Here is a 26,914-nt window from a genome sequence, read left to right as displayed (position 1 = left end):
GCGCCACGGTGGGTGTTCACACCGTCCGTGGCCGCCATCATCTGTTGCTCGCCTTCGCGACCGAGTCGCCCTATGGTTTGTCTGAGCGCAATATCCGCTGGACGCTGCCAGCTTTGTTGCGCCAACGACTGAAATGTAGAGGTCAGGCTGTGCGCAGAACGCTCCATTAACGCAAGCGACAAGTCGTGATGCGCGCCATTCCCCCGACTGTCCACCAGACCGGGTTTCGGGCTGAGTCGCGCTTCGTCAATCAGACACTGCGTGGCGGTTCGCGCCAGCCATTCGGCACCGCCTTCAACCTGAATCGGGGACAGAAGTTTCATTACCAGCTCCGGAATTTCGCAGGTGGGTTGTAAAGACCGCCAGACCATTCAACGAGATCGGACACGCTACCGGCGGCCAGCAGAGAACGGGTCGCGTCGGTACGACGAATGCCCATATCTTCTGGATACACCACCTTGCCACTCTGACGCAGCTCAGCGACGCGTTTCGCATCAACGCCCAGACCGATGTCGGTGATCCCGGCAACCGCAGCCACCATCGCCCGGCGCTCTTCAAGATCTTTTGCCCGGTAGAGGTAAGCGATCCCTTCTTCGGTCAGGACGTGGGTAACGTCATCACCATAAATCATCACCGGTGCCAGCGGCATCCCGGAGGTTTTGGCGACTTCAACCGCATCAAGTTTCTCGACGAAGGTCGGTTTCACGCCGGCCTGGAAGGTTTCAACCATCTGAACAACCAGTTTTTTACCGCGCTGCATTGGGTCAGGTTCGGTAATCATGTTCAGCCATGCAGGTGTTGCATGACGACGGCCGTGCGGGTCATGGCCCATATTTGGTGCGCCGCCGAAACCAGACAGGCGTCCACGGGTGACCGTTGAGGAGTTGGCATAGCCATCAACCTGCAAAGTGGAACCGATAAACATATCGACCGCGTACTGACCCGCCAACTGACAGAAAGCACGGTTAGAACGCATTGAACCATCGGCACCGGTGAAGAACACATCTGGGCGGGCACGGATGTACTCTTCCATCCCTAATTCACCGCCGAAGCAGTGCACGCTTTCAACCCAGCCGCTTTCGATAGCAGGAATCAGCGTTGGATGCGGGTTCAGCGTCCAGTGTTTACAGATTTTGCCTTTCAGACCCAGCTGTTCGCCGTAGGTCGGCAACAGCAGCTCGATTGCCGCAGTGTTAAAGCCGATACCGTGGTTGAGCGACTGGACCTGGTGTTCTGCGTAGATACCTTTAATGGCCATCATCGCCATCAGGATATGTTCTTGTTTGATCAGGCGCGGGTCACGGGTGAACAGCGGTTCAATGAAGAACGGCTTATCGGCGACGACCACGTAATCAATCCATGAGCCCGGAATATCAACGCGCGGCAGGTCGCATTCATCGTCGACCAGTTCGTTAACCTGCGCGATGACGATACCGTCATGGAATGCGGCGGCTTCAACCAGCGCCGGGGTATCTTCGGTACTCGCCCCGGTGTAGAGGTTACCTTTGCGGTCGGCTTTGAAACCGGCAATCAGCGCCACGTTTGGTGACAGGTCAACATACAGACGGGAGTAAAGTTCGATGTAGGTGTGGATGGCGCCAATTTCCAGCTGACCATCTTCCAGTAGCTGCGAAATACGCAGGCTTTGGGTACCGGAGAAAGAGAAGTCCAGCTTGCGAGCGATACCTTTTTCGAAGATATCCAGATGCTCGCTGCGTCCGACGCTGGGCATAATCATGTGCAGGTCGTGCACTTTTTGCGGGTTAACTTCAGCCAGCATGCGAGATAAGAAATCTGCCTGCTTTTGGTTATTCCCTTCTAATACCACGCGGTCACCCGGCGCGATAAGTAATTCCAGCATCGCGGTCAGGTCTGCGGTCGGCAGAACCTTGCCCTGCACCGGAACGGAAGCCAGACGCCGCTGTTTTTCTGTGCGGCGGGTGTTCCAGACTCGAGCTGGCGTTTGCCCAGATAACATTATTAACCTCCTGATTCAGCGAATCATTTTTGATTGCTTAACACTGGAAAGAGTGTGCGCTCTGGTGAGAAAGTCATCAATTAAGCGTAGGCGTGAATCATTAGCTTGAGAGTAATAATTGAAGTAACGATTTGTGATGAGGATCAATTTAAGCGGGGTAAGTAAAGCGGGTATCGCTACCCGCTTGCAGGAAATTATTTTTGCGCCGCCAGGCGCTGGCGGATATCGTCGAAATGTTGACGGTGATAAAGCTTACCGTCGAGGAAGCGGGTTTTCAGCTCGCCTTCCTGCTCCTGTTGCCAACGTTGTTCATCATGCAGTCGTAACTCGCCCTGCTCATCACGTGCAACGCGCAGCAGCCCGCGGGCAGAGCGTTTCAGACCATTGTCGGTTTTCGGCTCCTTAAAGATGGTCCGGCCTTTACCGTTCACTTCTCCCCAGGTCGCTTTCATCGCAAAGCCAAAGGTATCTCGCGTGTTGTACTGATAGGTAAACGATCCCACCCCGAACACCACGTTTGAGCTGGCAAAGCCTTTAGCCTCGAGGCGACGCAAGATTTCATTCGCCCGCTCCAGCGTAATGGAGTCGCCATAACTCAGCCCTACATGCGGGTCGAGCACCTTATACCCTTTGGCGTTTACCGTACCGCCAAAAATCTCCCACAGCACCTCCACGGAACCTTTTTCCTCTGGCGTACGTTCGGCACGGTTATCGTCATCTAACCCAGTGCCACACAGAATATCGACCGGGTTACCGCTGTCCGGGCGGAACACCACCCGCCCCTCACGCGCCAGAATGATGTGCTTCAGTTCCCGGGTATACTCCGTCAGCACCTGCCAGTAGTCCCAGGTATCGGAAACTATCGACACAAATCCCTGCGGGTACAGATCGGCAATCAGACGACGGAAGGTTTCGATCTCGTGTTCACGCTCGCCCATGCACATCACGCTGTGCTCGGTGGCTGGAATGCTGGCGCCGATGAAATACGCCTCGCCGTCGGTGTAGTAATCACGGGCGTACAGCAGCGACGGAATACTGTCGGTGCCTTTAAAGCTCAGCAGATGCCCGCCGCCCGCCTGCATGGTGTCCTGCAATCCTGACATACCGCGAAACGAAAAGTCATGGCACTGGAAGTCAAGGTGCGTCATATCGCTACAGGTTTTTTCTGCCCAATGCGCACAGATTTTGCGGTAGTGGTGTGCGATGGTGGCATTGGTTGACGCTTTCCACAGCTCCGCCGACAGTACCGTCTCGAGGTAATTCACCAGCCAGAAAAACTCAGGTTGAGTATTGATGATGGTTAATACCGGCACAGCCATCGGGACTTTGCTGCCTTCATCCAGTGCTTTAATGTGCAACGGCAGATAGCCCAGCTGATGCAGCGCACGAATGTGATCAACCGCCACGGCATCTTTTCCCAGATACCCGTCCATCACCTGCTTGTATTCACTGACCACCTCTTCCTGCGGTCGGGCAAAGAACGCCTCGTTAAACAAATCAACCAAAAACCACTGCAAAAAACCCTGCAGACCGAAGAACACCAGCTTGCCATCCGGCAACGGCGACGAGAAAAAGCGATCGCTGCGCGGGGTAAAGTTGGAATAGACCCGGCTGGTGCCCTGCGGATACTGCACGCGGTGAGACACTTTGTAGCCATCAATAGCCAAGATTGGATTCATTTTCATAACAGGTGTCTCCCTCAGGCGCGGTAAATCGCGTCAATGTCGATAAGTTCAAGCTGCGGATGGGCCAGCGTAGAGGACGCTAACGATGTGGTGGTGTAAACGGCGTCAATGCCGTTGGCAAACAGGTGCTCAACGCCCTTAGAAAAGATCCCGTGGGTGACGTACAGGCTGACGCTGCGCGCGCCGGCATCACGTAAAACCTGGGCAGAGCCAATGAAGGTGCCGCCAGCGTCGCACAGGTCGTCGACAATCAGCACATCCCGGCCTTTAACATCCCCGGCAACCAACGCGAAACCCGTCAGGTTGCCGCTGGCGACATCGCGTTTTTTGCTCAAAATGGCGTACTCAGCAGTCCCTGCGGCTCTGGCGACAGCATCAATTTTCTTTAATGCTCCGGCATCAGGAGCCACCAGCATCAGCGCATTTTGCTGGAACTGGCGCTGCAAGGTCGCGCTTTGCAGCAGACAGACCTCCTGGGGAAGAGTGATGAAATTATCGATAGCCGCTGCCGCCGCGTCGCTGTGTGGATCAAGTACCTTCACCTTGTCGAACTGCAACGTATTGAGCTGACGGGCAAAAACCTTCAGCGCAAAGCTGTCGCCCGCAACCATATGTCGGTCCTGGCGCGCCCACGGCAGCCAGGGAAGTTCAAGATGGCTGACCCGTACATCGGTCTGATGGCGCACCGCGTCGACCAACTGCGCCAATAGCATAAAGTCGTTCATATCGCGCATCGCCGTGGCACGAATGCGCATCTGGTGAGCGAAGGATGGCAACGCGTCGGTGACTTTCAACCAGACGGCCCCATCAGGAAAAATACCGCTGGCAATAGCGTAAGCCTGGTCATCCAGCGTTAAGGTTAATTTTACTCTCATCTCGCTTCCCCTTTAAATTGTGTCCCTTCGACACAATTAATAATGTCCCTAAGACAATTATTAAGCAAGCATAAAATAAAGTATTTTTGAACGTGCGCTAATCAACTGATAATCAATGGAAAAAAAACGTACCTTGCCCACCGATACCGGGCTGGTACACTTGGCAGCGTTGCACATCATCGTGAGTACCTTATGACCACCGAAGCCGACTACCTGAATCAGTACGATGCCCGCCGCTTTCCCTCCCCGCTGGTAACGGTGGATAGCGTGTTGTTTACCGTGCATCAACAGGCGCTGTGCGTGCTGCTGGTCGAACGGGCAAACCAGCCGCAGAAAGGACGTTGGGGATTACCCGGCGGCTTTATTGATATGGCACACGATGATTCCACTCGCGCCACAGCGCTGCGTAAACTCACTGAAAAAACAGGCGTTTCGCCTTCGTGGCTGGAACAGCTGGACACATTTTCCGGGCCAGATCGTGACCCGCGTGGCTGGAGCCTGACGGTCACCTGGTTTGCGCTGATCGCCTGGGTGGACTGCGAACCGCATATTGCCAGCGTCAGCGATGCCCGCTGGGTCCCGGTTGATAAGCTTGCCGACTATCCGCTGGCCTTCGACCACCAGGCGATCATTGATGCCGCCCTGAACCGGCTGCGGCAAAAAACGAAGTATTCTTTACTGCCCGTTTATTGTTTGCCGGATACCTTTACCCATGGTCAGCTACAGGAAGCCACAGAGGTTATCCTCGGCCAGCCGATTCAGCGCAAAAGCCTGATCCGCCGCTTTGAGGCCTCAGATATGTTTGAAGATACCGGTGAAAGCATGGCCACCGGCACGCGGAAAGCCCGCCTGTGGCGACGTAAACCGGGTGTGGATTTTCATCTTTTCTCACGTAACCTGCTGGCTGAATAAGTACAAAATCACATATTGGCTAATCCGCAGGCTCTGTGCGCGGTATAGTTGCTGTTTTCGATGATTAATTGCTCTGGTGTTATGGTTGAAATCACTCCAACAGAAATGAATCTCCCTGCCGATGATTCGCGAGAATTCCGCCCGATGCGCGGGATCAGTAATCGCCATCTGCAAACCATGTTGCCGCGTTTAATTCGCCGTAAGGTGAAGTTCGACGCCCACTGGCAGCGTCTGGAATTACCCGACGGCGACTTTGTCGATCTGGCATGGAGTGAAGATCCGCATCAGGCGAAGCACAAACCGCGTCTGGTGGTTTTTCACGGTCTGGAAGGTAGCCTGAACAGTCCGTACGCCCACGGTCTGATTGAGGCGGCGCAAAAGCGCGGCTGGTTAGGCGTGGTGATGCATTTTCGCGGCTGCAGCGGCGAGCCGAATCGCCTGAACCGCATTTATCACTCCGGCGAGACCGAGGACGGTACCTGGTTTTTACGCTGGCTGGAGCGCGAGTTCGGCCGCGTGCCAACCGCAGCGGTCGGCTACTCGCTCGGTGGCAACATGCTGGCCTGCCTGTTGGCCAAAGAAGGGAACGCTATCCCGATTGATGCCGCGGTTATTGTCTCCGCCCCCTTTGTGCTGGAGGCCTGTAGCTATCATATGGAAAAAGGGTTCTCCCGCGTTTACCAGCGCTATCTGCTTAATCTGTTAAAAGCCAATGCCTCGCGTAAGCTCGAAGCTTATCCTGGCTCGCTGCCGGTAAGCCTGGCACAGCTGAAGTCCCTGCGCCGCATTCGTGACTTTGACGATCTGATCACCGCCAAAATCCACGGTTTTGCCGATGCGATAGACTATTATCGTCAGTGTAGCGCCATGCCACTACTCAACCTGATCGCCAAACCGACGCTGATTATTCACGCCAAGGACGATCCTTTTATGGATCACCACGTGATCCCCAAACCGGAAAATCTGCCCTCACAGGTGGAATATCAGTTAACCGAGCACGGTGGACACGTCGGGTTTATTAGCGGCACGCTGCGCCATCCTGAGATGTGGCTGGAATCCCGTATCCCCGACTGGCTGACAACGTATCTGGAGGCATGATCATGCAGATCCCCTGGCAGGACTTATCCCCTGAAGCGCTGGACAATCTGATTGAAAGCTTTGTCTTGCGCGAAGGCACCGATTATGGTGAACATGAACGTTCGCTCGAACAAAAAGTCGCCGACGTCCGACGCCAGTTACAATCTGGCGAAGCTGTACTGGTATGGTCAGAACTGCATGAAACGGTCAACATTATGCCGCGAAAACAGTTTCGCGAATAACCCGCAGCCGGCGGCTGACTATAATAAAAACTAACCTATCCATGGAGTTATTATGTCTGCCAAACATCCGGTGATTGCGGTAACAGGATCCAGCGGCGCGGGGACCACCACCACCAGCCTCGCGTTTCGTAAAATTTTCGCCCAGTTAAATCTGCGCGCCGCCGAGGTGGAAGGCGACAGTTTTCACCGCTATACCCGTCCGGAGATGGACATGGCGATCCGCAAAGCGCGCGACGCCGGGCGACACATCAGTTACTTCGGCCCCGAAGCCAACGACTTCGGCCTGCTGGAACAAACCTTCAGCGAGTACGGCCAGACCGGCAAAGGCCAGTCACGAAAATATCTGCACACCTACGATGAGGCCGTACCGTGGAATCAGGTTCCGGGAACGTTTACCCCGTGGCAGCCGCTGCCTGAACCCACAGACGTCTTATTCTATGAAGGCCTGCACGGTGGCGTGGTGACGCCGCAGCAAAACGTGGCGCGGCATGTTGATCTGCTGGTCGGCGTGGTACCGATCGTCAATCTGGAGTGGATCCAGAAGCTGACCCGCGACACCAGCGAGCGCGGTCACTCCCGCGAGGCGGTAATGGATTCGGTGGTACGTTCAATGGACGACTACATTAATTACATCACCCCGCAGTTTTCCCGTACGCATATTAACTTCCAGCGTGTACCGACCGTCGACACCTCCAATCCTTTTGCCGCCAAAAGCATTCCGTCACTGGATGAAAGCTTTGTAGTGATTCATTTTCGTAATCTGGAAGGCATCGACTTCCCGTGGCTGCTGGCGATGCTGCAGGGCTCATTCATTTCCCATATCAATACATTAGTGGTGCCGGGCGGCAAGATGGGGCTGGCGATGGAATTGATTATGCTGCCGCTGGTCCAGCGACTGATGGAAGGCAAAAAAATCGAGTGAAGCGTGGGAAGTGCCCGATGGCGTTACGCTTATCGGGCCTACAAATCAACATCATCCATCCGGCATCAGGGATTACGCGGCAATCACTTCATAGGAATGGGTAATATTCACCGCTTTTTCCAGCATCAGCGCCACGGAGCAGTATTTTTCCGCGGAGAGATCGACGGCGCGAGACACCGAAGCGTCTTTCAGATCGTTGCCGGTAACGATGAAATGCAGATTAATATGGGTAAACAGACGCGGCGCTTCTTCACGACGCTCGGAAGTGAGCTTCACTTCGCAGTTGGTCACATCCTGACGACCCTTTTGCAGGATCGACACCACATCAATGGCGCTACAGCCACCCGCAGCCATGAGTACCATTTCCATCGGGCTCGGCGCTTTATCACCGGAGTTACCGTCCATCAAGATTTGGTGGCCTGAGGCGGACTCACCGAGGAAGGTTAACCCCTCAACCCACTTTACACGCGCTTGCATATTTCGTAACTCCAATGTTTCAATTTTCCTGACAGATTACGCGTACATAACAATTCTCGCAACGGAAGGCGACCTGAGTCATGCTGAAGCGAGACACCAGGAGACACACGGCGAAAGCTATGCTAAAACAGTCAGGATGCTACAGTAATACATTGACGTACTGCATGTATGCAGAGGACATCACATTACAGGCTGCAGTTCACTTTTTAGCAGCCCCTTTCCCAGGTAGCGGGAAGCATATTTTTGCAACCCCAGAGGCAGCGTCGTGTTCTGACTCTGGAGACAGCTTATAACAGAGGATAACCGCGCATGGTGCTTGGCAAACCGCAAACAGACCCGACTCTCGAATGGTTCTTGTCTCATTGCCATATTCATAAGTACCCATCGAAGAGCACGCTGATTCACCAGGGTGAAAAAGCGGAAACGTTGTATTACATCGTTAAAGGCTCAGTGGCAGTGCTGATCAAAGATGAAGAAGGGAAAGAAATGATCCTCTCTTATCTGAATCAGGGCGATTTCATTGGTGAATTAGGCCTGTTTGAAGAAGGCCAGGAACGTAGCGCCTGGGTACGTGCCAAAACCGCATGTGAAGTTGCTGAAATTTCATACAAAAAATTTCGTCAATTAATCCAGGTTAACCCGGATATTCTGATGCGCCTGTCTTCTCAGATGGCTCGTCGCCTGCAGGTAACGTCCGAAAAAGTGGGCAACCTGGCCTTCCTGGATGTCACCGGTCGTATCGCCCAGACCCTGTTGAACCTGGCGAAACAACCTGACGCGATGACCCACCCGGACGGCATGCAGATCAAAATCACCCGTCAGGAAATTGGCCAGATCGTTGGCTGCTCCCGTGAAACCGTTGGTCGTATCCTGAAAATGCTGGAAGATCAGAACCTGATCTCCGCGCACGGTAAGACCATCGTCGTCTACGGCACGCGTTAACCTCGTCGAAATGGCGCGTTACCTGGTAATGCGCCATTTTTGTTTGCACCGATGTGGCGAAGACTGATTTATCACCCCGAGATCAACTACGCACTACGACAAACGCTGGTGCTGTGTTTACCCGTGGCTGTCGGTCTTATCATCGGTCAGCTTCATCTGGGGCTGCTGTTCTCCCTCGTCCCCGCCTGCTGCAATATTGCCGGTCTTGATACCCCGCATAAGCGATTTTTTAAACGCTTAGTTATTGGCGCGTCACTGTTTGCCGGATGCAGCCTGATCATGCAGCTATTGCTGGCAGAAAGCATTGCGCTCCCGCTGATCCTTACCGGCCTGACGCTGATTCTCGGCGTGACCGCCGAGTTAAGCCCGCTGCATGCACGACTGCTGCCCGCCTCACTGATTGCGGCAATTTTCACGCTAAGCCTGGCTGGCAACATGCCGGTCTGGGAACCGCTGCTGATCTATGCGCTGGGAACTTTGTGGTACGGCGCGTTCAACTGGTTCTGGTTCTGGCTGTGGCGTGAGCAGCCGCTGCGCGAATCGCTCAGCCTGTTATATCGCGAACTGGCCGATTACTGTGAAGCGAAATACAGCCTGCTAACCCAGCACGTCGATCCCGAAAAAGCGCTGCCCCCGCTGCTGGTTCGCCAGCAAAAAGCGGTGGATCTGATCACCCAGTGCTATCAGCAAATGCATATGCTGTCGGCGCATCACAACAACGAGTACAAACGCCTGCTACGGGCCTTTCAGGAGGCGCTGGATTTGCAGGAGCATATTTCCGTCAGCCTGCATCAACCAGAAGAGGTGCAGAAGCTGGTCGAACGCAGTCATGCAGAACAGGTGATTCGCTGGAATGCGCGCACCGTCGCCGACCGGTTACGCGTACTGGCAGATGACATTCTGTATCACCGCTTACCAACACGCTTTTCGATGGAAAAACAGATTGGCACGCTGGAGAAAATTGCCAACCAGCACCCGGAAAACCCGGTCGGGCAGTTTTGCTACTGGCACTTTAGCCGCATTGCCCGCGTGCTGCGCACCCAGCGTCCGCTGTATGCCCGAGATTTAATGGCCGACAAACAGCGCCGCCTGCCGTTACTCCCGGCCCTGAAAAACTATCTGTCGCTGAAATCTCCCGCGTTGCGTAATGCCGGGCGTATCAGCGTCATGCTGAGCATCGCCAGCCTGATGGGCAGCGCCTTACACCTGCCCAAACCTTATTGGATCCTGATGACGGTCCTGTTCGTCACGCAAAATGGCTACGGCGCCACGCGGGTACGCATTCTGCATCGTTCGCTGGGTACGCTTGTCGGGCTGGTGATTGCCGGCGTCACGCTGCACTTTCATATTCCGGAAGGGTTTACGCTGGCTGCCATGCTGGTCATCACCCTCGTCAGCTATCTGATCATGCGCAAAAACTACGGCTGGGCCACCGTCGGGTTTACGGTTACGGCGGTGTATACCCTGCAGTTGCTGACGCTGAACGGAGAACAGTTTATTGTGCCGCGTTTTGTCGATACGGTGCTGGGCTGTTTGATTGCCTTTGGCGGCACGCTCTGGCTGTGGCCACAGTGGCAAAGCGGCCTGCTGCGCAAAAACGCCCACGATGCGCTGGAAGCCGACCAGGAAGCTATTCGCCTGATCCTCAGCAACGATCCACAGGCCACACCGCTGGCGTATCAGCGTATGCGGGTCAACCAGGCGCATAACACGCTGTTTAACTCACTGAACCAGGCAATGCAGGAGCCGGGATTCAACTCGCACTATCTGGCCGATATGAAACTGTGGGTCACACACAGCCAGTTCATCGTCGAACACATTAACGCGATGACCACGCTGGCCCGGGAACACACTATGTTGACGCCGGATTTGGCGCAGCGGTATCTGCAGTCCTGTGAAATTGCGATTCAGCGTTGTCAGCAGCGGCTGGAATATGACGGGCCGGGGAGCTCCGGTGATGTGAACATTCTCGAGTCGTCGGAGATGCTGTCCCACGGTCCATTAAGTACCCTGGAGCAACATCTGCAACGTATACTGGGGCATCTGAATACCATGCACACCATTTCGTCGGTGGCATGGCGTCAACGCCCGCACCACGGTATCTGGCTGAGCCGCCGGTTGCGGGATATGAAAGGTTAAGATCGACTGCCGGATGCGCTACGCTTATCCGGCCTACGAATCACACCTTACCCTGTAGGCCGGATAAGGCGTTTACGCCGCCATCCGGCAATCAACCAATCAGCCCACCACCTTCGCCACCGCTTGCGCAAAGCGCTGCATCCCTTCATCGATATCCGCCTCTTCCACCACCAGCGATGGCGCAAAACGCATGACGTCCGGCCCCGCGTTCAGCACCATAACGCCTTCATGAGCAGCGGCGTAGAGGAAATCACGCGCCCGACCTTTGAACTGCGGCTTCAGCTCCGCGCCAATCAGCAGCCCCATACCGCGAATATCGCTAAAAATGTCATACTGAGCATCTATTTTCTGTAAATGCGCAACAAATGCCTGACGTTTGACCTGAACACCGTCCAGCACGTCCGGCGTGTTGATAATATCGAACGCCGTCTCTGCAACCGCACAGGCCAGCGGGTTACCGCCGTAGGTTGAACCGTGCGAACCGACATGGAACGCAGAAGCGATTTCCTGAGTGGTCAACATCGCGCTCACCGGGAAACCGCCGCCGAGGGCTTTGGCGCTGGTCAGGATATCCGGCGTCACGCCGTAGTGCATATAGGCAAACAGGTCGCCGGTACGCCCCATACCACACTGCACTTCATCAAACACCAGCAATGCCTGATGCTGATCGCACAGTTCGCGCAGGCCCTGCAGGAATTCCGGCGTGGCGGCCATAACACCCCCTTCGCCCTGAATTGGCTCGACCACCACCGCGCAGGTGTGATCGTCCATCACCGCGTTTACCGCATGCAGGTCGTTAAACGGTACATGGATAATGTCCGCCGGTTTTGGCCCAAAGCCGTCAGAATATTTTGGCTGCCCACCGACGGAAACGGTAAACAGCGAGCGGCCATGAAACGCATTATGGAAGGCGATAATTTTGGTTTTGAACGGACTATGGCGGACGCAGGCATAGTGGCGTGCCAGCTTAAAGGCGGTTTCGTTGGCTTCAGTGCCAGAGTTCATGAACAGCACGCGTTCGGCAAAGGTCGCATCAATGATTTTGCGGCCTAAGCGCAGTGCAGGCTCATTGGTGAAAACGTTACTGGTGTGCCACAGGGTTTCGCCCTGCGTTTTTAACGTTTCGACCAGGGCCGGATGGCAATGCCCTAACGCGGTAACTGCAATACCACCCGCGAAATCAACATACTCTTTACCCTGTTGATCCCAGACTCGACTTCCTTTCCCTTTGACCGGAATAAACTCTGCCGGTGCATAAATCGGCAGAATCACTTCATCGAATGTCGCGCGCGTAATTGCAGTTTGTTCAGTTGCCATGTCATTACCACCCAGTTAAGCAGAAATGCTAGTGAAATTATAATCACAAAATATGAATAAAAAGTCACTGAATAGCAACTACAAATCACCGATTGAGGAAATTAGCCAACAGTTGATGCCCCTGCTCACTGAGGATACTCTCCGGGTGAAACTGCACGCCTTCCAAATCCCACTCGCGGTGGCGAATGCCCATAATCTCCTGCGTTTCACTCCAGGCCGTTACCTCAAAGCAGGCCGGCAGCGTCTCAGGTGCAACCACCAGAGAGTGGTAGCGCGTCACCGTTAGCGGGTTCGCCAGCCCCTGAAAAACGCCCTGCCCGGTATGCGTAATCGGGGAGGTCTTACCGTGCATGACTTTCGCCGCCCGCACGACGCTGGCACCAAACGCCTGCGCCATCGCCTGGTGGCCCAGACAGACGCCCAGCATCGGGGTTATTCCCGCATAGTGACGGATGACATCCAGCGAAATCCCGGCATCATCCGGCGTGCAGGGACCGGGGGAAATAACGATTTTTTGCGGACTTAACGCATCAATTTGCGCCAGCGTCAGCTCGTCGTTGCGCCTGACAAGGACCTCTGCGCCCAGTTCGCAGAAATATTGATACAGGTTCCAGGTAAAAGAATCGTAGTTATCGATAAGCAGGATCATGGCGGCTCCGGTACAGAAAAACCGCGCTATTCTACCCAGTTTCTCGGGCTTCGCTTACCACTTTACGAAATATCGCCCGCAGCGCCGACAGGTCGCCCATCGCACCACTCTGGTTGGCCTGATTCCACTCTTCGACCGGGATACCCTCCCAACTGAGCATATACCCGGCATGAACCGCTAACTGTTCGAAGAAAATACGCTGGGCCAGACCACTGCCAATACGAAATGGGTGTAGCACATTAATTTCGCAATAATAATGCGCAAGTCGGTCGATAAACTTATCCGCCGACAGCCCTACCAGCCAGGACTCGTCTTCCAGGTCCTGCATCAGCGCGTTGCCCTCTTTCTCGATATAAGCAAAGTGGCAGAAGCGGGTATCGCCCTGGTAAATATCGACCTCGCGTAGATGGCCCGCCCAGTCAAAAATATCCTGATAGAGCTGGCGATGAATAGCGCACAGATGCGGCAGACCGCGTTTTAGCGGGCCCAGCCCAATCGTCGCCGCCCGCAGCGCCGTCAATTCGTAGGCCGCCTGCGCCAGACGCTGGGCCTGATGGACCCCGAGACGATTACGCATCACGTTCAGGCCCGGATACAAATAGGGATCTCGCCCATCACCGAATTTATCGCTCATAGTGCCTCCTCAATTCTTCAAGGCGCGCCAGGGCATCTTCAGCGCTCAGCGTAACCCGTGGAATCTCCACGCCTTCCAGACGTCGGCTAGCCTGGAAATTGCCGTTTCGCAGTTGCTCCCAAAGACAGGACTTTTGTTTATCGGTGAGTTTTTTCACGTGACCTCCCTGAATGAGCCAGCACTTGCCACAAGTATAAGCAGCAATTTCGGGTTACGCAGAGAAGGGAGAGAACGCGGGCAGGAACCGCCCGCGCAAAAATACGATTACGGCAGGACTTTCGCAGACAGGATAACAATCGGTTTGGACGGAACGTTCTGGTAAGGGCCGACGTCGTGGGTCGGTACCTGAGCTATCTTATCCGCGACATCCATCCCCTTCACCACTTTACCAAAAACGGCATAGCCGAAGTCACGCTGGCCGTGATCGAGGAAAGCGTTGTCCGCAATGTTGATAAAGAACTGGCTGGTCGCGCTGTCTTTGTCTGCGGTCCGCGCCATGGCAATGGTGCCACGGGTATTGCGCAGCCCGTTATCGGCTTCATTTTTGATAGGCGGGTTAGGTTTCTTCTGCTGCATCTGCTCGGTAAAACCGCCGCCCTGTACCATAAACCCAGGGATCACACGGTGAAACGTGGTGTTGTTATAGAAACCACTATTTACATAATCGACAAAGTTTTGCACTGAAACCGGGGCCTTTTGGCTGTTCAGCTCCAGCTCAATGTTACCAGCAGAGGTCGTCAGCAGTACACGTGGGTCACCTTTCGCTGCCAGTGCTGCGGGAGAGAGGGCAGAAAGAGCGAGAACAGCTGCAACAGCCGCCAGAGTCGATTTGAGCATGAGAATTCCTTTACAAGAGCAGAAATGAAGCAAGTGAATTGATTCTAAAGAGCCTTCCATGACAAGGCCATCCCTTTACTTAATTTTACGAACCTGAAACAAATGTAAATGCTTTGCAACGCGCATCAATGTGATCATGATCACATTGAAATATGTAATAGAAACAGCAGTTGCTAAAAAATATTTAAATACATCAACAAAACGCCTAAAATCCGCCCGCTCACGGCGCCTTCAATGCGCCTTACACTTCTATACAGGCCAGTCATGACTAACAGCAATCGTATCAAGCTCACATGGATCAGCTTTCTCTCCTACGCCCTGACAGGCGCGTTGGTTATTGTCACCGGGATGGTGATGGGAAACATCGCAGACTATTTCCATTTGCCCGTTTCCAGTATGAGTAACACCTTCACCTTTCTGAATGCCGGTATTCTGATCTCTATTTTTCTGAATGCGTGGTTGATGGAAATTGTCCCGTTGAAAACGCAACTACGTTTTGGCTTTATTCTGATGCTGCTGGCTGTCGCCGGACTGATGCTCACGCATAGCCTGGCGCTGTTCTCCGCCGCCATGTTTGTTCTGGGGGTCGTCAGCGGGATCACCATGTCGATTGGTACTTTCCTGGTCACCCAGATGTATGAAGGTCGCCAGCGTGGATCTCGCCTGCTGTTTACAGATTCCTTCTTCAGCATGGCGGGCATGATTTTCCCGATGGTTGCCGCGTACCTGCTGGCACGTAGCATCGAATGGTACTGGGTCTACGCCTGTATCGGCCTGGTGTACGTCGCCATTTTCCTGCTGACCTTTGGCTGTGAGTTCCCGGCGCTGGGTAAACACGCGCAGCAACCGGAAACACCGGTGGCGAAAGAGAAGTGGGGCATTGGTGTGCTGTTTTTGTCTATCGCCGCGCTGTGCTACATCCTCGGTCAGTTGGGTTTTATCTCCTGGGTACCGGAATACGCCAAAAGCCTCGGCATGAGCCTGAACGATGCAGGTAAACTGGTCAGCGATTTCTGGATGTCCTACATGGTGGGTATGTGGGCGTTTAGCTTTATCCTGCGCTTCTTTGATTTGCAGCGTATCCTGACCGTGCTGGCAGGACTGGCAACCGTATTGATGTATCTCTTCATCACCGGTACGCCAGAGCACATGCCGTGGTTCATCCTGACGCTGGGCTTCTTCTCCAGCGCCATCTATACCACCATTATCACCCTCGGCTCCCAGCAGACTAAAGTGGCCTCACCGAAGCTGGTTAACTTCGTCCTGACCTGCGGCACCATTGGGACCATGTTAACCTTCGTGGTGACGGGTCCGATCGTTGCCCACAGCGGTCCTCTGGCCGCACTACAAACCGCGAATGGCCTGTATGCCGTGGTATTCGTGATGTGCTTTATCCTTGGGTTTGTCACGCGTCATCGCCAGCATAACGCACCGGCTGTGCAGTAAACCTGAATGCCGGATAGCGGCTCTGATTATCCGGCATTTATCACTCCCCTTTCTAACCCTTAGGATCCTGACCTATATCACACTAAAACCCCTTAATTTGTACGCTAATCATACAAACATGAAAAGCCTGTCAATTCCGTGACTTATAAAAACGCTGACAAATCAGTTATATACCTCTTAAGGAGTATATAAGGGCGAAATTGATTTGTATCAATAAGCGGGGTTGCTGAATCGTTAAGGTAGGCAGTAATAGAAAAGAAATCGAGGCAAAAATGAGCAAAGTCAGACTCGCTATTATCGGTAATGGTATGGTCGGCCATCGCTTTATTGAGGATCTTCTTGATAAATCCGATGCGGACAAGTTTGATATTACCGTCTTCTGTGAAGAACCCCGCAAAGCATACGACCGCGTACACCTGTCTTCTTACTTCTCTCACCACACTGCTGAAGAGCTGTCTCTGGTGCGTGAAGGCTTCTACGAGAAGCACGGCGTGAAGGTATTAGTCGGCGAACGCGCGATTACCATCAACCGCCAGGAGAAGGTGATCCACTCCAGCGCTGGTCGTACGGTTTATTACGATAAACTGATCATGGCAACCGGCTCCTACCCGTGGATCCCGCCAATTAAAGGTTCGGAAACGCAGGACTGTTTCGTTTACCGTACCATTGAAGACCTCAACGCCATTGAGTCTTGCGCTCGTCGCAGTAAACGCGGCGCCGTTGTCGGTGGTGGCCTGCTGGGTCTGGAAGCCGCAGGTGCCCTGAAAAGCTTAGGCGTTGAAACCCACGTGATTGAATTTGCCCCGATGCTGATGGCTGAACAGCTGGATCAGATGGGTGGCGAGCAGTTACGTCGCAAAATTGAAAGCATGGGCGTGCGTGTGCACACCAGCAAAAATACCAAAGAGATCGTCCAGCAAGGCACTGAAGCGCGTAAAACCATGCGCTTTGCCGACGGCAGCGAACTGGAAGTCGACTTCATTGTCTTCTCCACCGGTATTCGCCCGCGCGACAAACTGGCAACCCAGTGCGGCCTTGATGTGGCACAGCGTGGCGGTATCGTGATCAACGACGCCTGCCAGACCTCTGACCCGGATATCTACGCTATCGGCGAATGCGCCAGCTGGAACGACCGCGTTTATGGCCTGGTCGCACCGGGGTACAAAATGGCGCAGGTCGCCGTTGACCATATTCTCGGTAGCAAAAACGCGTTCGAAGGCGCAGACCTGAGCGCCAAGCTGAAACTGCTGGGCGTAGATGTCGGCGGTATCGGCGACGCACATGCGCGTACACCGGGCGCCCGTAGCTACGTTTACCTCGACGAAAGTAAAGAAGTCTACAAACGCCTGATCGTCAGCGAAGATAACAAAACGCTGCTGGGCGCGGTTCTGGTGGGTGACACCAGCGATTACGGCAACCTGCTGCAGCTGGTGCTGAACGCCATCGAACTGCCGGAAAACCCGGACTCACTGATCCTGCCAGCACACTCAGGCAGCGGTAAGCCGTCCATCGGCGTGGATAAACTGCCGGACAGCGCGCAGATTTGTTCCTGCTTCGACGTCACCAAAGGCATGCTGGTTGCCGCCATTAACAAAGGCTGCCACACCGTTGCAGCGCTGAAAGCCGAAACCAAAGCCGGTACTGGCTGCGGTGGTTGTATTCCGCTGGTTACCCAGGTGCTGAATGCCGAACTGGCGAAACAGGGCATCGAAGTCAACAACAACCTGTGCGATCACTTCCCGTACTCACGTCAGGAACTGTTCCATCTCATCCGCGTGGAAGGCATTAAAACCTTCGAGGAATTGCTGGCGAAACACGGTAAAGGTTACGGCTGCGAAGTATGTAAACCAACCGTCGGTTCCCTGCTGGCCTCCTGCTGGAATGAATACATCCTCAAGCCGCAGCACACGCCGCTGCAGGATACCAACGACAACTTCCTGGCCAACATCCAGAAAGACGGTACCTACTCCGTTATCCCACGCTCTGCCGGTGGCGAAATTACCCCGGAAGGTCTGGTTGCAGTGGGCCGTATCGCTCGTGAGTTCAATCTGTACACCAAGATCACCGGTTCTCAGCGTATTGGTCTGTTCGGCGCGCAAAAAGATGACCTGCCGGAAATCTGGCGTCAGTTGATTGAAGCGGGCTTCGAAACCGGTCATGCGTATGCTAAAGCGCTGCGTATGGCGAAAACCTGCGTGGGTAGCACCTGGTGCCGTTATGGTGTCGGCGATAGCGTAGGCTTCGGCGTTGAGCTTGAAAACCGCTACAAGGGCATTCGTACCCCGCACAAAATGAAGTTTGGCGTCTCTGGCTGTACCCGTGAGTGCGCAGAAGCCCAAGGTAAAGACGTGGGTATCATCGCCACTGAAAAAGGCTGGAACCTGTACGTCTGTGGTAACGGCGGGATGAAACCACGCCATGCGGATCTACTGGCAGCGGATCTCGACCGTGAAACGCTGATGAAATACCTTGACCGCTTTATGATGTTCTACATCCGTACTGCGGACAAACTGACCCGTACCGCACCGTGGTTAGATAACCTGGAAGGCGGCATCGAGTATCTGAAGTCTGTCATCATTGACGACAAACTGGGCCTGAACGAGCATCTGGAAGAAGAGATGGCGCGTCTGCGTGAAGCCGTCGTATGCGAGTGGACAGAAACCGTCAACACGCCGTCCGCGCAGGTTCGCTTCAAGCACTTTATTAACAGCGATAAACGCGATCCGAATGTCCAGGTTGTGCCTGAACGTGAACAACATCGCCCGGCCACGCCGTATGAGCGTATCCCGGTCACTCTGGTGGAGGAAAACGCATGAGCCAGTGGAAAAACATCTGCAAAATCGATGACATTCTGCCTGCAACAGGCGTCTGCGCCCTGTTAGGTAAAGAGCAAGTCGCGATTTTCCGTCCTTATCACAGCGACCAGGTGTTTGCGATCAGCAACATCGACCCGTTCTTCCAGTCCAGCGTACTTTCACGCGGGATTATTGCTGAGCACCAGGGCGAGCTATGGGTTGCCAGCCCGCTGAAAAAACAGCGCTTCCGCCTCAGCGACGGTCTGTGCATGGAGGACGAAAGTCATTCCGTGGCGCACTACGAAGCCCGGGTGAAAGACGGCATGGTGCAGTTGCGCGGTTAGTAAATTATTGGGAGGCGCAATGCCTCCCTTTTTAGACGTATTGGTAGGCCTTTTTAGTAGGCCTGATAAGCGTAGCGCCATCAGGCACATTGCCGGATGGCGGCATAACTGCCTTATCCGGCCTACGGTTACGATTTTATTTTACTTTTTGTTCTTCAAGGATAATCAAACACATGTTTACAGACACTATCAATAAGTGTGCGGCTAACGCTGCGCGCATTGCACGCCTGTCGGCCAACAACCCAATCGGTTTCTGGGTCAGTTCCGCCATGGCGGGCGCTTATGTCGGTCTCGGCATCATTCTTATTTTCACTCTCGGCAATCTGCTAGATCCATCCGTACGCCCTCTGGTGATGGGTGCAACCTTTGGTATTGCCTTAACGCTGGTGATTATTGCCGGTTCAGAGTTGTTTACCGGGCACACCATGTTCCTGACGCTTGGCGTCAAAGCGGGCACCATCAGCCACGGTCAGATGTGGGCCATTCTGCCGCAAACCTGGCTGGGAAATCTGCTCGGTTCCGTGTTCGTCGCCCTGCTGTACAGCTGGGGTGGCGGTAGCCTGCTGCCGGTCGATACCAGCATCGTACATAGCGTTGCCCTGGCGAAAACTACAGCCCCTGCCAGCGTACTGTTCTTTAAAGGTGCGTTGTGTAACTGGTTGGTTTGCCTGGCAATCTGGATGGCGATCCGTACTGAAGGTGCGGCGAAGTTCCTCGCCATCTGGTGGTGCCTGCTGGCGTTTATCGCTTCCGGCTATGAACACTCCGTTGCCAACATGACGCTATTTGCGCTCTCCTGGTTCGGTCATCACAGCGATGCCTATACCTTGTCCGGAATTGGCCATAACCTGCTGTGGGTGACACTCGGTAATACTTTGTCCGGTGTCGTATTCATGGGGTTGGGTTATTGGTATGCTACGCCAAAATCGGAGCGTCCCGTTCCGGCAAAAATCAACCAAACTGAGGCTGCTGCCAATAATTAAGGGGTAATGTCGTGGATCATTTGCCTATATTTTGTCAACTACGTGACCGCGACTGCTTGATCGTCGGCGGTGGTGATGTCGCAGAACGCAAAGCGCGGTTACTGCTGGAAGCAGGCGCCCGTTTAACGGTTAATGCGCTAGCGTTTATTCCACAGTTCACCGTATGGGCAAATGAAGGCATGCTGACGCTGGTTGAGGGGCCGTTTGACGAAGCCCTACTCGACTCCTGCTGGCTGGCGATCGCCGCCACCGATGACGATGCCGTCAACCTTCGCGTCAGCAACGCCGCTGAATCACGTCGCATCTTCTGTAACGTGGTCGACGCCCCAAAAGCGGCCAGTTTCATCATGCCCTCCATTATTGACCGTTCACCACTGATGGTGGCGGTCTCCTCTGGCGGTACCTCTCCTGTTCTGGCGCGACTGCTGCGTGAAAGGCTCGAATCCGTGTTGCCACAGCATCTGGGCCAGGTCGCGCAGTATGCAGGACAGCTGCGTTCCCGGGTGAAAAAGCAGTTCGCCAGTATGGGTGAACGTCGCCGCTTCTGGGAAAAGCTGTTTGTTAACGACAGGCTGGCGCAGTCTCTGGCAAACGACGATCGGCAGGCAATAGAAGAAACGACCGAGCAGATGCTCAGCGAACCGCTGGACCATCGTGGCGAAGTAGTGCTGGTTGGTGCCGGCCCAGGCGATGCCGGACTGCTGACGCTGAAAGGACTACAACAGATCCAGCAGGCCGATGTCGTGGTGTATGACCGCCTGGTTTCCGATGACATCATGAACCTTGTTCGTCGCGATGCCGATCGTATTTTCGTCGGCAAGCGTGCGGGTTATCACTGCGTACCGCAGGAAGAGATCAACCAGATCCTGCTGAACCAGGCGAAACAGGGCAAACGCGTAGTGCGCCTGAAAGGCGGCGACCCGTTCATCTTTGGTCGCGGTGGCGAAGAGCTGGAAACCCTGTGCCACGAAGGTATCCCGTTCTCTGTTGTTCCCGGTATTACCGCGGCGTCCGGCTGTTCTGCCTATTCCGGCATTCCGCTGACGCATCGTGATTACGCCCAGAGCGTACGCCTGGTCACCGGACACCTGAAGACCGGCGGCGAGCTGGACTGGGAAAACCTGGCAGCAGAAAAACAGACGCTGGTGTTCTATATGGGGCTGAATCAGGCGGCCACTATCCAGGAAAAATTGATCGCGTTTGGGATGCCAGCAGACATGCCGGTTGCGCTGGTCGAAAACGGGACCTCCGTGAAACAGCGCGTTGTCAATGGTGTACTGACGCAACTCGGTGAACTGGCGCAACAGGTGGAAAGCCCGGCGCTGATCATTGTTGGTCGCGTGGTTGGCCTGCGCGATAAGCTGAACTGGTTCTCAAACCATTAATATTCAGGCGCTATGTTTTCTGCATAGCGCCGTCTTTTGATTACTCTTCCAGTCATTATCCTTCATCTTTACTCATCATCAATTATTATTATTTAAAAATTCTTAAACCTACTATTAAGTTAAAAGAACAAGTAATAACTTCCTGGTCACGTTATATATAGCAAGCTTAATTCACTACGTGTTTTTCGAAGCATATGGAATTGGCATACTGATATTTTATTGATTGATAGGGATTATTAAATGAAAAACATGCTTAAAGCTGCTGCAGTACTGCTGGCTCTCTCCACATTGACTGCCTGCACCGGTAGCGTTCAGAATAAAAACAAGACCTGTGATTACGATTATTTTCTGCACCCAGCCATTTCTATTTCTAAAATCATTGGCGGCTGCGGTGACACTGCGCTGTAATTATTTATATTCCGTATAAATATATAAAGCCGGGTTATCTCCCATGCCGTTATAATATTAAACAGTATAGGAGATAATCCGGCTTTTATTTTAGCCGCACGTTATATTACGGCTTCGCAACAAATCCAATTGCTTCATACACCGCTTTCAGTGTTTCTGCTGCGCGCGCACTGGCTTTTTCTGCACCATCTTTCATCACTTGCTGCAAGAAGGCTTCATCGTTACGGAAACGGTGGTAACGTTCCTGAAGCTCAGTCAACATACCGGAAACGGCATCGGCAACTTCACCCTTCAGGTGGCCATACATCTTGCCTTCAAAGTGCTGCTCCAGTTCCGGGATGCTCTTACCCGTTACGGCAGAGAGAATATCCAGCAAGTTGGCAACACCCGCTTTATTCTGCACATCGTAACGAACAACAGGCGGCTCATCGGAATCCGTCATGGCGCGTTTGATTTTCTTCACCACAGATTTCGGATCTTCCAACAGGCCGATCACGTTGTTGCGGTTGTCATCCGACTTAGACATTTTCTTCGTCGGCTCCAGCAGGGACATCACACGCGCACCAGATTTCGGAATAAACGGCTCAGGCACTTTGAAGATGTCACCATACAGTGCGTTAAAACGCTGGGCGATGTCACGGCTCAGTTCCAGGTGCTGTTTCTGATCTTCCCCTACCGGTACCAGATTGGTCTGGTACAGCAGAATATCGGCTGCCATCAGTACCGGGTAGTCGAACAGACCGGCATTGATGTTTTCAGCGTAACGGGAAGATTTATCTTTGAACTGGGTCATGCGGCTCAGTTCACCAAAATAGGTGTAGCAGTTCAGCGCCCAGCCTAACTGTGCATGTTCCGGCACGTGGGACTGAACGAAAATGGTGCTTTTCTCAGGATCGATACCACACGCCAGATACAGCGCCAGCGTATTCAGCGTAGCATTACGCAGCTTCTGCGCGTCCTGGCGGACGGTGATAGCATGCTGGTCCACGATACAGTAGATGCAGTGGTAATCATCCTGCATGTTTACCCATTGACGCAGCGCACCCATATAGTTGCCAATGGTCAATTCACCTGAGGGCTGTGCGCCACTAAAAACGATGGGCTTAGTCATTTTTCAATTCCTGATTTTCGCTATGCGGAAGCCCGAGTGCGGGCAGAAGGTCATTAATGCTGTCATATATTACATCCGGCTGGCTGAGGTCGATCCCTTCACCGTAGTTATACCCATACGTAAGACCAACCGAAGGACAGCCAGCGGCTTTTGCCGCCTGAATATCATTGCGCGAATCACCCACAAAGAGCAATTTTTCAGGCGCAATCCCCATACGTGAGGCCACTAGCAGCAGCGGATCGGGATGCGGTTTTTTATTTTTCACGTCGTCACCGCCGATGACCACACTAAAATACTTGGCGATATCCAGTGCGTTAAGCAGCGGTGCCACAAACGGTGTCGGCTTGTTGGTTACCAGACCTAACGGCAGGCCTTTCGCATGCAGCGCGCCCAGCGTATCGGCAACGTGGGGAAATAAGAACGTCCCTTCTTCGGCAACATCACCGTAATAGCGGTCAAACAGCTTACGTAAAATACGCACCTGCTCAACGGCAGGAATGTCGTCATCGATGGGCGGTTTGCCCGTCGTTTTACGCAGCGTAGCGCGCTCAAGGCGAGCCCAGGTGAGTGCACGCTCCATCAATACATCTGCGCCATTACCAATCCAGGTAATCACACGTTCTTCGCCTGCAGTGGGTAATTCCAGCGCGTACAGCGCCATATCCACTGCGGCGGCTAATCCCGGCGCGCTATCAACCAGCGTACCGTCGAGGTCAAAAGCTACGCCCCGAATATCCTGAAATTTATCCATGACTTACCTTCGCCAGTTCATGGCGCATTTCATCAATGACTTTTTTGTAGTCAGGTTGGTCGAAAATCGCGGAACCTGCGACAAACATATCCGCACCCGCTGCGGCGATTTCGCCGATATTGTTCACCTTAACGCCGCCATCAACTTCCAGGCGAATGTCATAGCCAGACTCATCAATACGACGGCGGACTTCACGCAGTTTTTCCAGCGTTTGCGGAATGAAAGATTGGCCGCCAAAACCGGGGTTAACGGACATCAGCAGGATCACATCCAGCTTATCCATAACGTAGTCCAGGTAGCTCAGCGGCGTGGCCGGGTTGAACACCAGGCCCGCTTTACAGCCATTCTCTTTGATCAGCTGTAAGGTGCGATCGACGTGTTCGGAGGCTTCCGGGTGAAAAGTAATGATGCTGGCGCCAGCGGCAGCGAAGTCCGGGATAATACGGTCAACCGGCTTCACCATCAGATGCACATCAATAGGGGCGGTAATCCCATATTTGCGTAGCGATTTCAGTACCATCGGCCCGATAGTCAGGTTCGGTACATAATGGTTGTCCATGACGTCGAAGTGCACGACATCGGCACCGGCGGCCAGAACGCTCGCGGTGTCCTCACCCAGGCGGGCAAAATCAGCCGACAGAATTGAGGGGGCAATCAAATACTGTTTCATCCGCTTCTCCTTGAGAATTATTTTTTCGCAGGCGTTACGACTCCTGGTTTGTACAGAGCCAGCAGTTCATTCACCTTTTTACGTGTGCCGCCGTTGCTGCTTATACTGCGCCGCACTTTTACCTGAAAATGCTTCGCCGCTCGGTACCACTCGCGCGTATCGGGCGTGTCATGGTTCGAAATTAACACCGGGATCTGCTTACTGACCAGCTTTTCTGCCATTTCGGCCAGATGCGCCTGCTCTTTCGGGCTAAAGCTATTGGTGTGATACGCGGTGAAATTCGCCGTCGCCGACAACGGCGCATAAGGCGGGTCGCAATAAACCACAGAGTTGATATCAGCACGCTCCATGCACTCTTCATAGGAGAGGCAATGAAACTCTGCATTCTGCGCTTTTTCGGCAAAATGATACAACTCTGCTTCCGGGAAGTAGGGTTTTTTATAACGGCCAAACGGCACGTTAAATTCGCCACGCAGGTTGTACCGACACAGGCCGTTGTAACCAAAACGGTTGAGGTATAAGAACAGTACCGCACGTCGGAATGGATCCTGGCTGGCGTTAAATTCTGTCCGGAACTGATAGTACACCTCAGACTGATTGGTCTCAGGGACAAACAGCTCGCGCGAAGCCTGCACATACTCATCGGTACGCGACTTCACGATGTTATAGAGACTGATGAGGTCGCTGTTGATATCGGCAAGAATATAACGAGAAAAGTCGGTGTTGAGGAACACCGACCCTGCACCCACGAAGGGTTCGACAAGACATTCGCCCTGAGGCAAATGCCGTTTGATATCATCAAGCAGGGGGTATTTCCCCCCTGCCCACTTCAGAAAAGCGCGATTTTTTTTCATGCTGACTAACTAATTACACCTTCTCCGGCTGTGGAGAAAGCTCCGACAGCATCCTGCGCTTTAGTCTTTGTCCCGCAATTGGGCGAAACATCAAACCATTGCAGAACATATCCTATCTTACTTCAGATCGGCCTGAACCTGATGCAGCGGTTTCGCCCACGGGTTTTTCGCCTGAATGTCGGCTGGCAACGTAGACACCGCACGTTTTGCATCGTCTTTAGATGCATATACACCCGTCACCAGAACATACCACGGTTGACCGTTACGCGTCGTCTGATACACCACGTAGTTCTTCAGGTTCTCTTTCTTCGCCCAACCGTTCAGGTTGTCGTAGTTAGAAGAACTGCTGAGCTGCAGAGTGTAATGACTGGATGGCGCTGATTTTAACGCCCCAACATTACCCGCCGTTTTTGCTCCGCCCGCTACAGGCGTTGCCGTAGTTGGCGCAGGAGTAGCAGTCTGCGCTGGTGTGGTGGTACTGACGGTTGCTTTAGGCTCAGCTGTCGCTTTTGGCGCAGTCGTTGCCGCAGGTGCTTTGGTCGTAGTAACCGGTGCAGTCACTGGCGCAGTCGGTTCAGTGCGCTTCGCCTGGGCAACAGGTTTTGGCTCTGTCGGCGTTGCTTTCACGGTCGTCTGCGGTTTGCTCTTCGGCTCAATAACGGCCTGTTTGCGTTCCGGACGCGCAGTCGCGTGACGCTCAGCAGGCTCCGTTGTTGCAGGACGCGCCGTAGTACCATTACGAACAGGTGCAACGGTAGCAGGTTCGGTTGGCAGCGTGGAGTTCACAACCACGTTGTTCACCTGTTCCTGACCTTGCGGTTGCGTCAGGGCATTATTCAGATCGCCCTGAACTTCAACACGCTGTTGACCTTCAGCGGCAACAGGTGCTTGCCCCTGAGTTGGCGTAGAAGAAATTGGCGGCAGAGAAACATCCTGCTGCGCATTGCCAGCCGGTTGCTCAGCAGTCGTTGCAGGCTGAGTGGTACTCGCCTGATCGGTCGCGCTATTGCCAGAAAGATCGATACTCTTCTCGCCAGACGCCGTCTGATCGCTGGAAGAGGGAGATGAGGGGGCTTTCAACGCTGAACCGATGCCGACTATCAACAGCAGCAGCACCAGAACCCCCACACCCATCATCATATATTGACGAGAGGCAGGTTTGCTGGCGGCCTTCTTACGCTTACGCGGACGGCGTTCTACACGCTCTTCATCCACGGTATCGTCATCAGATTCATAGTCTTCTTCAATGTCTTGCTCTTCGTCACGTTCTTTACGCGCGCGCGCTGGACGACGATCGTCAGTATCCAGATCAACATCATCAAAATTGATTTGCGGCTCATTATCGCGTTCAGACGATTGACGAGAACGACCAGTACGACGATCGCTGGGATCGGGTTTCAGCTCGTCTTCTGGTTTGAATTCATCCATTTAACACCCCACTCAAAGGTTAATGCTTACGACGTTGCACATAACCTGAAGCT

Annotated in this window: 27 protein-coding genes; 12 read left to right on the top strand and 15 right to left on the bottom strand. The window is 53.7% G+C overall.

Features of this window, described 5'->3' with window-relative positions; all coding sequences use genetic code 11:
• From FDX01_RS23800 to prs, 4 genes are all read right to left on the bottom strand, one after another.
• The coding region (locus FDX01_RS23800) for a triphosphoribosyl-dephospho-CoA synthase (protein WP_249360968.1) at positions 1-323 on the bottom strand (323 nt) is incomplete at its 3' end.
• A complete protein-coding gene (gene mdcA / locus FDX01_RS12985; protein WP_062775702.1) occupies positions 323-1,978 on the bottom strand; it encodes a malonate decarboxylase subunit alpha in 1,656 nt (551 codons plus the stop codon). The genes FDX01_RS23800 and mdcA, both read right to left, overlap by 1 nt.
• A gap of 194 nt (positions 1,979-2,172) precedes the next feature.
• Entirely contained in the window at positions 2,173-3,663 is a 1,491-nt protein-coding gene (locus FDX01_RS12980; protein ID WP_137399887.1) for a nicotinate phosphoribosyltransferase, read from the bottom strand.
• A 14-nt stretch (positions 3,664-3,677) separates the two neighbouring features.
• On the bottom strand, positions 3,678-4,538 hold the full coding sequence (prs, locus tag FDX01_RS12975; RefSeq protein WP_137399886.1) for a ribose-phosphate diphosphokinase: 861 nt from the start codon (positions 4,536-4,538) through the stop codon (positions 3,678-3,680).
• A 192-nt stretch (positions 4,539-4,730) separates the two neighbouring features.
• Here prs and FDX01_RS12970 point away from each other — a divergent pair, with 192 nt between their 5' ends.
• From FDX01_RS12970 to FDX01_RS12955, 4 genes are all read left to right on the top strand, one after another.
• Complete coding sequence (locus FDX01_RS12970) at positions 4,731-5,450, top strand: NUDIX domain-containing protein (RefSeq protein WP_117342452.1); 720 nt, start codon at positions 4,731-4,733, stop codon at positions 5,448-5,450.
• Between the two features lie 81 nt (positions 5,451-5,531).
• A complete protein-coding gene (locus tag FDX01_RS12965; protein WP_117342453.1) occupies positions 5,532-6,548 on the top strand; it encodes a hydrolase in 1,017 nt (338 codons plus the stop codon).
• Positions 6,549-6,550: 2 nt separating this feature from the next.
• Positions 6,551-6,769, top strand: coding sequence for a YheU family protein (locus tag FDX01_RS12960; RefSeq protein ID WP_096759303.1), 219 nt, complete (start codon positions 6,551-6,553; stop codon positions 6,767-6,769).
• Between the two features lie 52 nt (positions 6,770-6,821).
• Positions 6,822-7,691, top strand: a complete 870-nt coding sequence (locus FDX01_RS12955; RefSeq protein WP_096759302.1) for a phosphoribulokinase — start codon at positions 6,822-6,824, stop codon at positions 7,689-7,691.
• Positions 7,692-7,763: 72 nt separating this feature from the next.
• Here FDX01_RS12955 and FDX01_RS12950 read toward each other — a convergent pair whose 3' ends face one another.
• The gene (locus FDX01_RS12950; RefSeq protein ID WP_096759301.1) at positions 7,764-8,168 is read right to left on the bottom strand and encodes an OsmC family protein; all 405 of its coding nucleotides are present in this window, start codon (positions 8,166-8,168) and stop codon (positions 7,764-7,766) included.
• Positions 8,169-8,477: 309 nt separating this feature from the next.
• Here FDX01_RS12950 and crp point away from each other — a divergent pair, with 309 nt between their 5' ends.
• The gene (gene crp, locus FDX01_RS12945; protein WP_000242758.1) at positions 8,478-9,110 is read left to right on the top strand and encodes a cAMP-activated global transcriptional regulator CRP; all 633 of its coding nucleotides are present in this window, start codon (positions 8,478-8,480) and stop codon (positions 9,108-9,110) included.
• Between the two features lie 51 nt (positions 9,111-9,161).
• Positions 9,162-11,249 carry a YccS/YhfK family putative transporter gene (locus FDX01_RS12940; protein WP_115257320.1) on the top strand — a complete coding sequence of 696 codons (2,088 nt, stop codon included), beginning with the start codon at positions 9,162-9,164 and terminating at the stop codon, positions 11,247-11,249.
• Between the two features lie 99 nt (positions 11,250-11,348).
• On the opposite strand, the gene FDX01_RS12935 is transcribed toward FDX01_RS12940, so the two are convergent.
• The 5 genes from FDX01_RS12935 to ppiA all read right to left on the bottom strand — a co-directional run bounded on the left by FDX01_RS12935 (position 11,349) and on the right by ppiA (position 14,686).
• Positions 11,349-12,566, bottom strand: coding sequence for an aspartate aminotransferase family protein (locus FDX01_RS12935; protein ID WP_137399885.1), 1,218 nt, complete (start codon positions 12,564-12,566; stop codon positions 11,349-11,351).
• An 85-nt stretch (positions 12,567-12,651) separates the two neighbouring features.
• Complete coding sequence (gene pabA, locus FDX01_RS12930) at positions 12,652-13,215, bottom strand: aminodeoxychorismate synthase component 2 (RefSeq protein WP_137399884.1); 564 nt, start codon at positions 13,213-13,215, stop codon at positions 12,652-12,654.
• A gap of 31 nt (positions 13,216-13,246) precedes the next feature.
• The gene (locus FDX01_RS12925; protein WP_117342456.1) at positions 13,247-13,849 is read right to left on the bottom strand and encodes a putative adenosine monophosphate-protein transferase Fic; all 603 of its coding nucleotides are present in this window, start codon (positions 13,847-13,849) and stop codon (positions 13,247-13,249) included.
• The gene (locus tag FDX01_RS12920) at positions 13,839-14,006 is read right to left on the bottom strand and encodes a YhfG family protein (protein WP_115257317.1); all 168 of its coding nucleotides are present in this window, start codon (positions 14,004-14,006) and stop codon (positions 13,839-13,841) included. The genes FDX01_RS12925 and FDX01_RS12920 overlap by 11 nt, the downstream gene beginning before the upstream one ends.
• A 107-nt stretch (positions 14,007-14,113) precedes the next feature.
• On the bottom strand, positions 14,114-14,686 hold the full coding sequence (gene ppiA / locus FDX01_RS12915; protein ID WP_096759295.1) for a peptidylprolyl isomerase A: 573 nt from the start codon (positions 14,684-14,686) through the stop codon (positions 14,114-14,116).
• Positions 14,687-14,950: 264 nt separating this feature from the next.
• On the opposite strand from ppiA, the gene tsgA reads away from it, so the two are divergent.
• The 6 genes from tsgA to FDX01_RS12885 all read left to right on the top strand — a co-directional run bounded on the left by tsgA (position 14,951) and on the right by FDX01_RS12885 (position 22,047).
• On the top strand, positions 14,951-16,132 hold the full coding sequence (tsgA, locus tag FDX01_RS12910) for an MFS transporter TsgA (protein WP_115257316.1): 1,182 nt from the start codon (positions 14,951-14,953) through the stop codon (positions 16,130-16,132).
• Positions 16,133-16,404: 272 nt separating this feature from the next.
• A complete protein-coding gene (gene nirB, locus FDX01_RS12905) occupies positions 16,405-18,948 on the top strand; it encodes an NADPH-nitrite reductase large subunit (RefSeq protein ID WP_096759293.1) in 2,544 nt (847 codons plus the stop codon).
• On the top strand, positions 18,945-19,271 hold the full coding sequence (gene nirD / locus FDX01_RS12900) for a nitrite reductase small subunit NirD (protein WP_115257314.1): 327 nt from the start codon (positions 18,945-18,947) through the stop codon (positions 19,269-19,271). Before nirB ends, nirD begins: the two co-directional genes overlap by 4 nt.
• 173 nt (positions 19,272-19,444) lie before the next feature.
• Complete coding sequence (gene nirC / locus FDX01_RS12895; RefSeq protein ID WP_115257313.1) at positions 19,445-20,254, top strand: nitrite transporter NirC; 810 nt, start codon at positions 19,445-19,447, stop codon at positions 20,252-20,254.
• An 11-nt stretch (positions 20,255-20,265) separates the two neighbouring features.
• Positions 20,266-21,639, top strand: a complete 1,374-nt coding sequence (cysG, locus tag FDX01_RS12890; protein WP_096759290.1) for a siroheme synthase CysG — start codon at positions 20,266-20,268, stop codon at positions 21,637-21,639.
• 240 nt (positions 21,640-21,879) lie between these two features.
• Positions 21,880-22,047 carry a DUF4223 family protein gene (locus FDX01_RS12885; RefSeq protein WP_096759289.1) on the top strand — a complete coding sequence of 56 codons (168 nt, stop codon included), beginning with the start codon at positions 21,880-21,882 and terminating at the stop codon, positions 22,045-22,047.
• A gap of 106 nt (positions 22,048-22,153) precedes the next feature.
• Here FDX01_RS12885 and trpS read toward each other — a convergent pair whose 3' ends face one another.
• From trpS to damX, 5 genes are all read right to left on the bottom strand, one after another.
• Complete coding sequence (gene trpS, locus FDX01_RS12880; protein WP_137399883.1) at positions 22,154-23,158, bottom strand: tryptophan--tRNA ligase; 1,005 nt, start codon at positions 23,156-23,158, stop codon at positions 22,154-22,156.
• Positions 23,151-23,909: a phosphoglycolate phosphatase gene (gene gph / locus FDX01_RS12875; protein ID WP_096759287.1), complete on the bottom strand. Its 759-nt coding sequence runs from the start codon at positions 23,907-23,909 to the stop codon at positions 23,151-23,153. Before gph ends, trpS begins: the two co-directional genes overlap by 8 nt.
• Positions 23,902-24,579: a ribulose-phosphate 3-epimerase gene (gene rpe / locus FDX01_RS12870; protein ID WP_096759286.1), complete on the bottom strand. Its 678-nt coding sequence runs from the start codon at positions 24,577-24,579 to the stop codon at positions 23,902-23,904. The genes gph and rpe overlap by 8 nt, the downstream gene beginning before the upstream one ends.
• A 17-nt stretch (positions 24,580-24,596) precedes the next feature.
• The gene (gene dam, locus FDX01_RS12865) at positions 24,597-25,433 is read right to left on the bottom strand and encodes an adenine-specific DNA-methyltransferase (RefSeq protein ID WP_115257312.1); all 837 of its coding nucleotides are present in this window, start codon (positions 25,431-25,433) and stop codon (positions 24,597-24,599) included.
• Between the two features lie 117 nt (positions 25,434-25,550).
• A complete protein-coding gene (gene damX, locus FDX01_RS12860) occupies positions 25,551-26,861 on the bottom strand; it encodes a cell division protein DamX (protein WP_115257311.1) in 1,311 nt (436 codons plus the stop codon).
• Positions 26,862-26,914: the final 53 nt, after the last annotated feature.

The sequence above is a fragment of the Citrobacter sp. wls613 genome (assembly GCF_005281195.1).
In the GTDB taxonomy this organism is placed as follows: Bacteria; Pseudomonadota; Gammaproteobacteria; order Enterobacterales; family Enterobacteriaceae; genus Citrobacter; species Citrobacter gillenii.
The sequence above is the reverse complement of the archived record's forward strand: the minus strand, read 5'-3'. Positions and strand labels throughout refer to the sequence as shown.

What these genes read in the sequence shown, in the direction of transcription:
- nirC (WP_115257313.1), top strand. Translation starts at nt 19,445, where the DNA reads ATGTTTACAGACACTATCAATAAGTGTGCGGCTAACGCTGCGCGCATT.
- rpe (WP_096759286.1), bottom strand. Translation starts at nt 24,579, where the DNA reads ATGAAACAGTATTTGATTGCCCCCTCAATTCTGTCGGCTGATTTTGCC.
- FDX01_RS12980 (WP_137399887.1), bottom strand. Translation starts at nt 3,663, where the DNA reads ATGAAAATGAATCCAATCTTGGCTATTGATGGCTACAAAGTGTCTCAC.
- FDX01_RS12885 (WP_096759289.1), top strand. Translation starts at nt 21,880, where the DNA reads ATGAAAAACATGCTTAAAGCTGCTGCAGTACTGCTGGCTCTCTCCACA.
- FDX01_RS12940 (WP_115257320.1), top strand. Translation starts at nt 9,162, where the DNA reads ATGTGGCGAAGACTGATTTATCACCCCGAGATCAACTACGCACTACGA.
- dam (WP_115257312.1), bottom strand. Translation starts at nt 25,433, where the DNA reads ATGAAAAAAAATCGCGCTTTTCTGAAGTGGGCAGGGGGGAAATACCCC.
- trpS (WP_137399883.1), bottom strand. Translation starts at nt 23,158, where the DNA reads ATGACTAAGCCCATCGTTTTTAGTGGCGCACAGCCCTCAGGTGAATTG.
- FDX01_RS12960 (WP_096759303.1), top strand. Translation starts at nt 6,551, where the DNA reads ATGCAGATCCCCTGGCAGGACTTATCCCCTGAAGCGCTGGACAATCTG.
- FDX01_RS12965 (WP_117342453.1), top strand. Translation starts at nt 5,532, where the DNA reads ATGGTTGAAATCACTCCAACAGAAATGAATCTCCCTGCCGATGATTCG.
- ppiA (WP_096759295.1), bottom strand. Translation starts at nt 14,686, where the DNA reads ATGCTCAAATCGACTCTGGCGGCTGTTGCAGCTGTTCTCGCTCTTTCT.
- nirD (WP_115257314.1), top strand. Translation starts at nt 18,945, where the DNA reads ATGAGCCAGTGGAAAAACATCTGCAAAATCGATGACATTCTGCCTGCA.
- FDX01_RS12925 (WP_117342456.1), bottom strand. Translation starts at nt 13,849, where the DNA reads ATGAGCGATAAATTCGGTGATGGGCGAGATCCCTATTTGTATCCGGGC.
- tsgA (WP_115257316.1), top strand. Translation starts at nt 14,951, where the DNA reads ATGACTAACAGCAATCGTATCAAGCTCACATGGATCAGCTTTCTCTCC.
- FDX01_RS12935 (WP_137399885.1), bottom strand. Translation starts at nt 12,566, where the DNA reads ATGGCAACTGAACAAACTGCAATTACGCGCGCGACATTCGATGAAGTG.
- crp (WP_000242758.1), top strand. Translation starts at nt 8,478, where the DNA reads ATGGTGCTTGGCAAACCGCAAACAGACCCGACTCTCGAATGGTTCTTG.
- prs (WP_137399886.1), bottom strand. Translation starts at nt 4,538, where the DNA reads ATGAGAGTAAAATTAACCTTAACGCTGGATGACCAGGCTTACGCTATT.
- damX (WP_115257311.1), bottom strand. Translation starts at nt 26,861, where the DNA reads ATGGATGAATTCAAACCAGAAGACGAGCTGAAACCCGATCCCAGCGAT.
- mdcA (WP_062775702.1), bottom strand. Translation starts at nt 1,978, where the DNA reads ATGTTATCTGGGCAAACGCCAGCTCGAGTCTGGAACACCCGCCGCACA.
- FDX01_RS12950 (WP_096759301.1), bottom strand. Translation starts at nt 8,168, where the DNA reads ATGCAAGCGCGTGTAAAGTGGGTTGAGGGGTTAACCTTCCTCGGTGAG.
- FDX01_RS12955 (WP_096759302.1), top strand. Translation starts at nt 6,822, where the DNA reads ATGTCTGCCAAACATCCGGTGATTGCGGTAACAGGATCCAGCGGCGCG.
- nirB (WP_096759293.1), top strand. Translation starts at nt 16,405, where the DNA reads ATGAGCAAAGTCAGACTCGCTATTATCGGTAATGGTATGGTCGGCCAT.
- FDX01_RS12970 (WP_117342452.1), top strand. Translation starts at nt 4,731, where the DNA reads ATGACCACCGAAGCCGACTACCTGAATCAGTACGATGCCCGCCGCTTT.
- pabA (WP_137399884.1), bottom strand. Translation starts at nt 13,215, where the DNA reads ATGATCCTGCTTATCGATAACTACGATTCTTTTACCTGGAACCTGTAT.
- gph (WP_096759287.1), bottom strand. Translation starts at nt 23,909, where the DNA reads ATGGATAAATTTCAGGATATTCGGGGCGTAGCTTTTGACCTCGACGGT.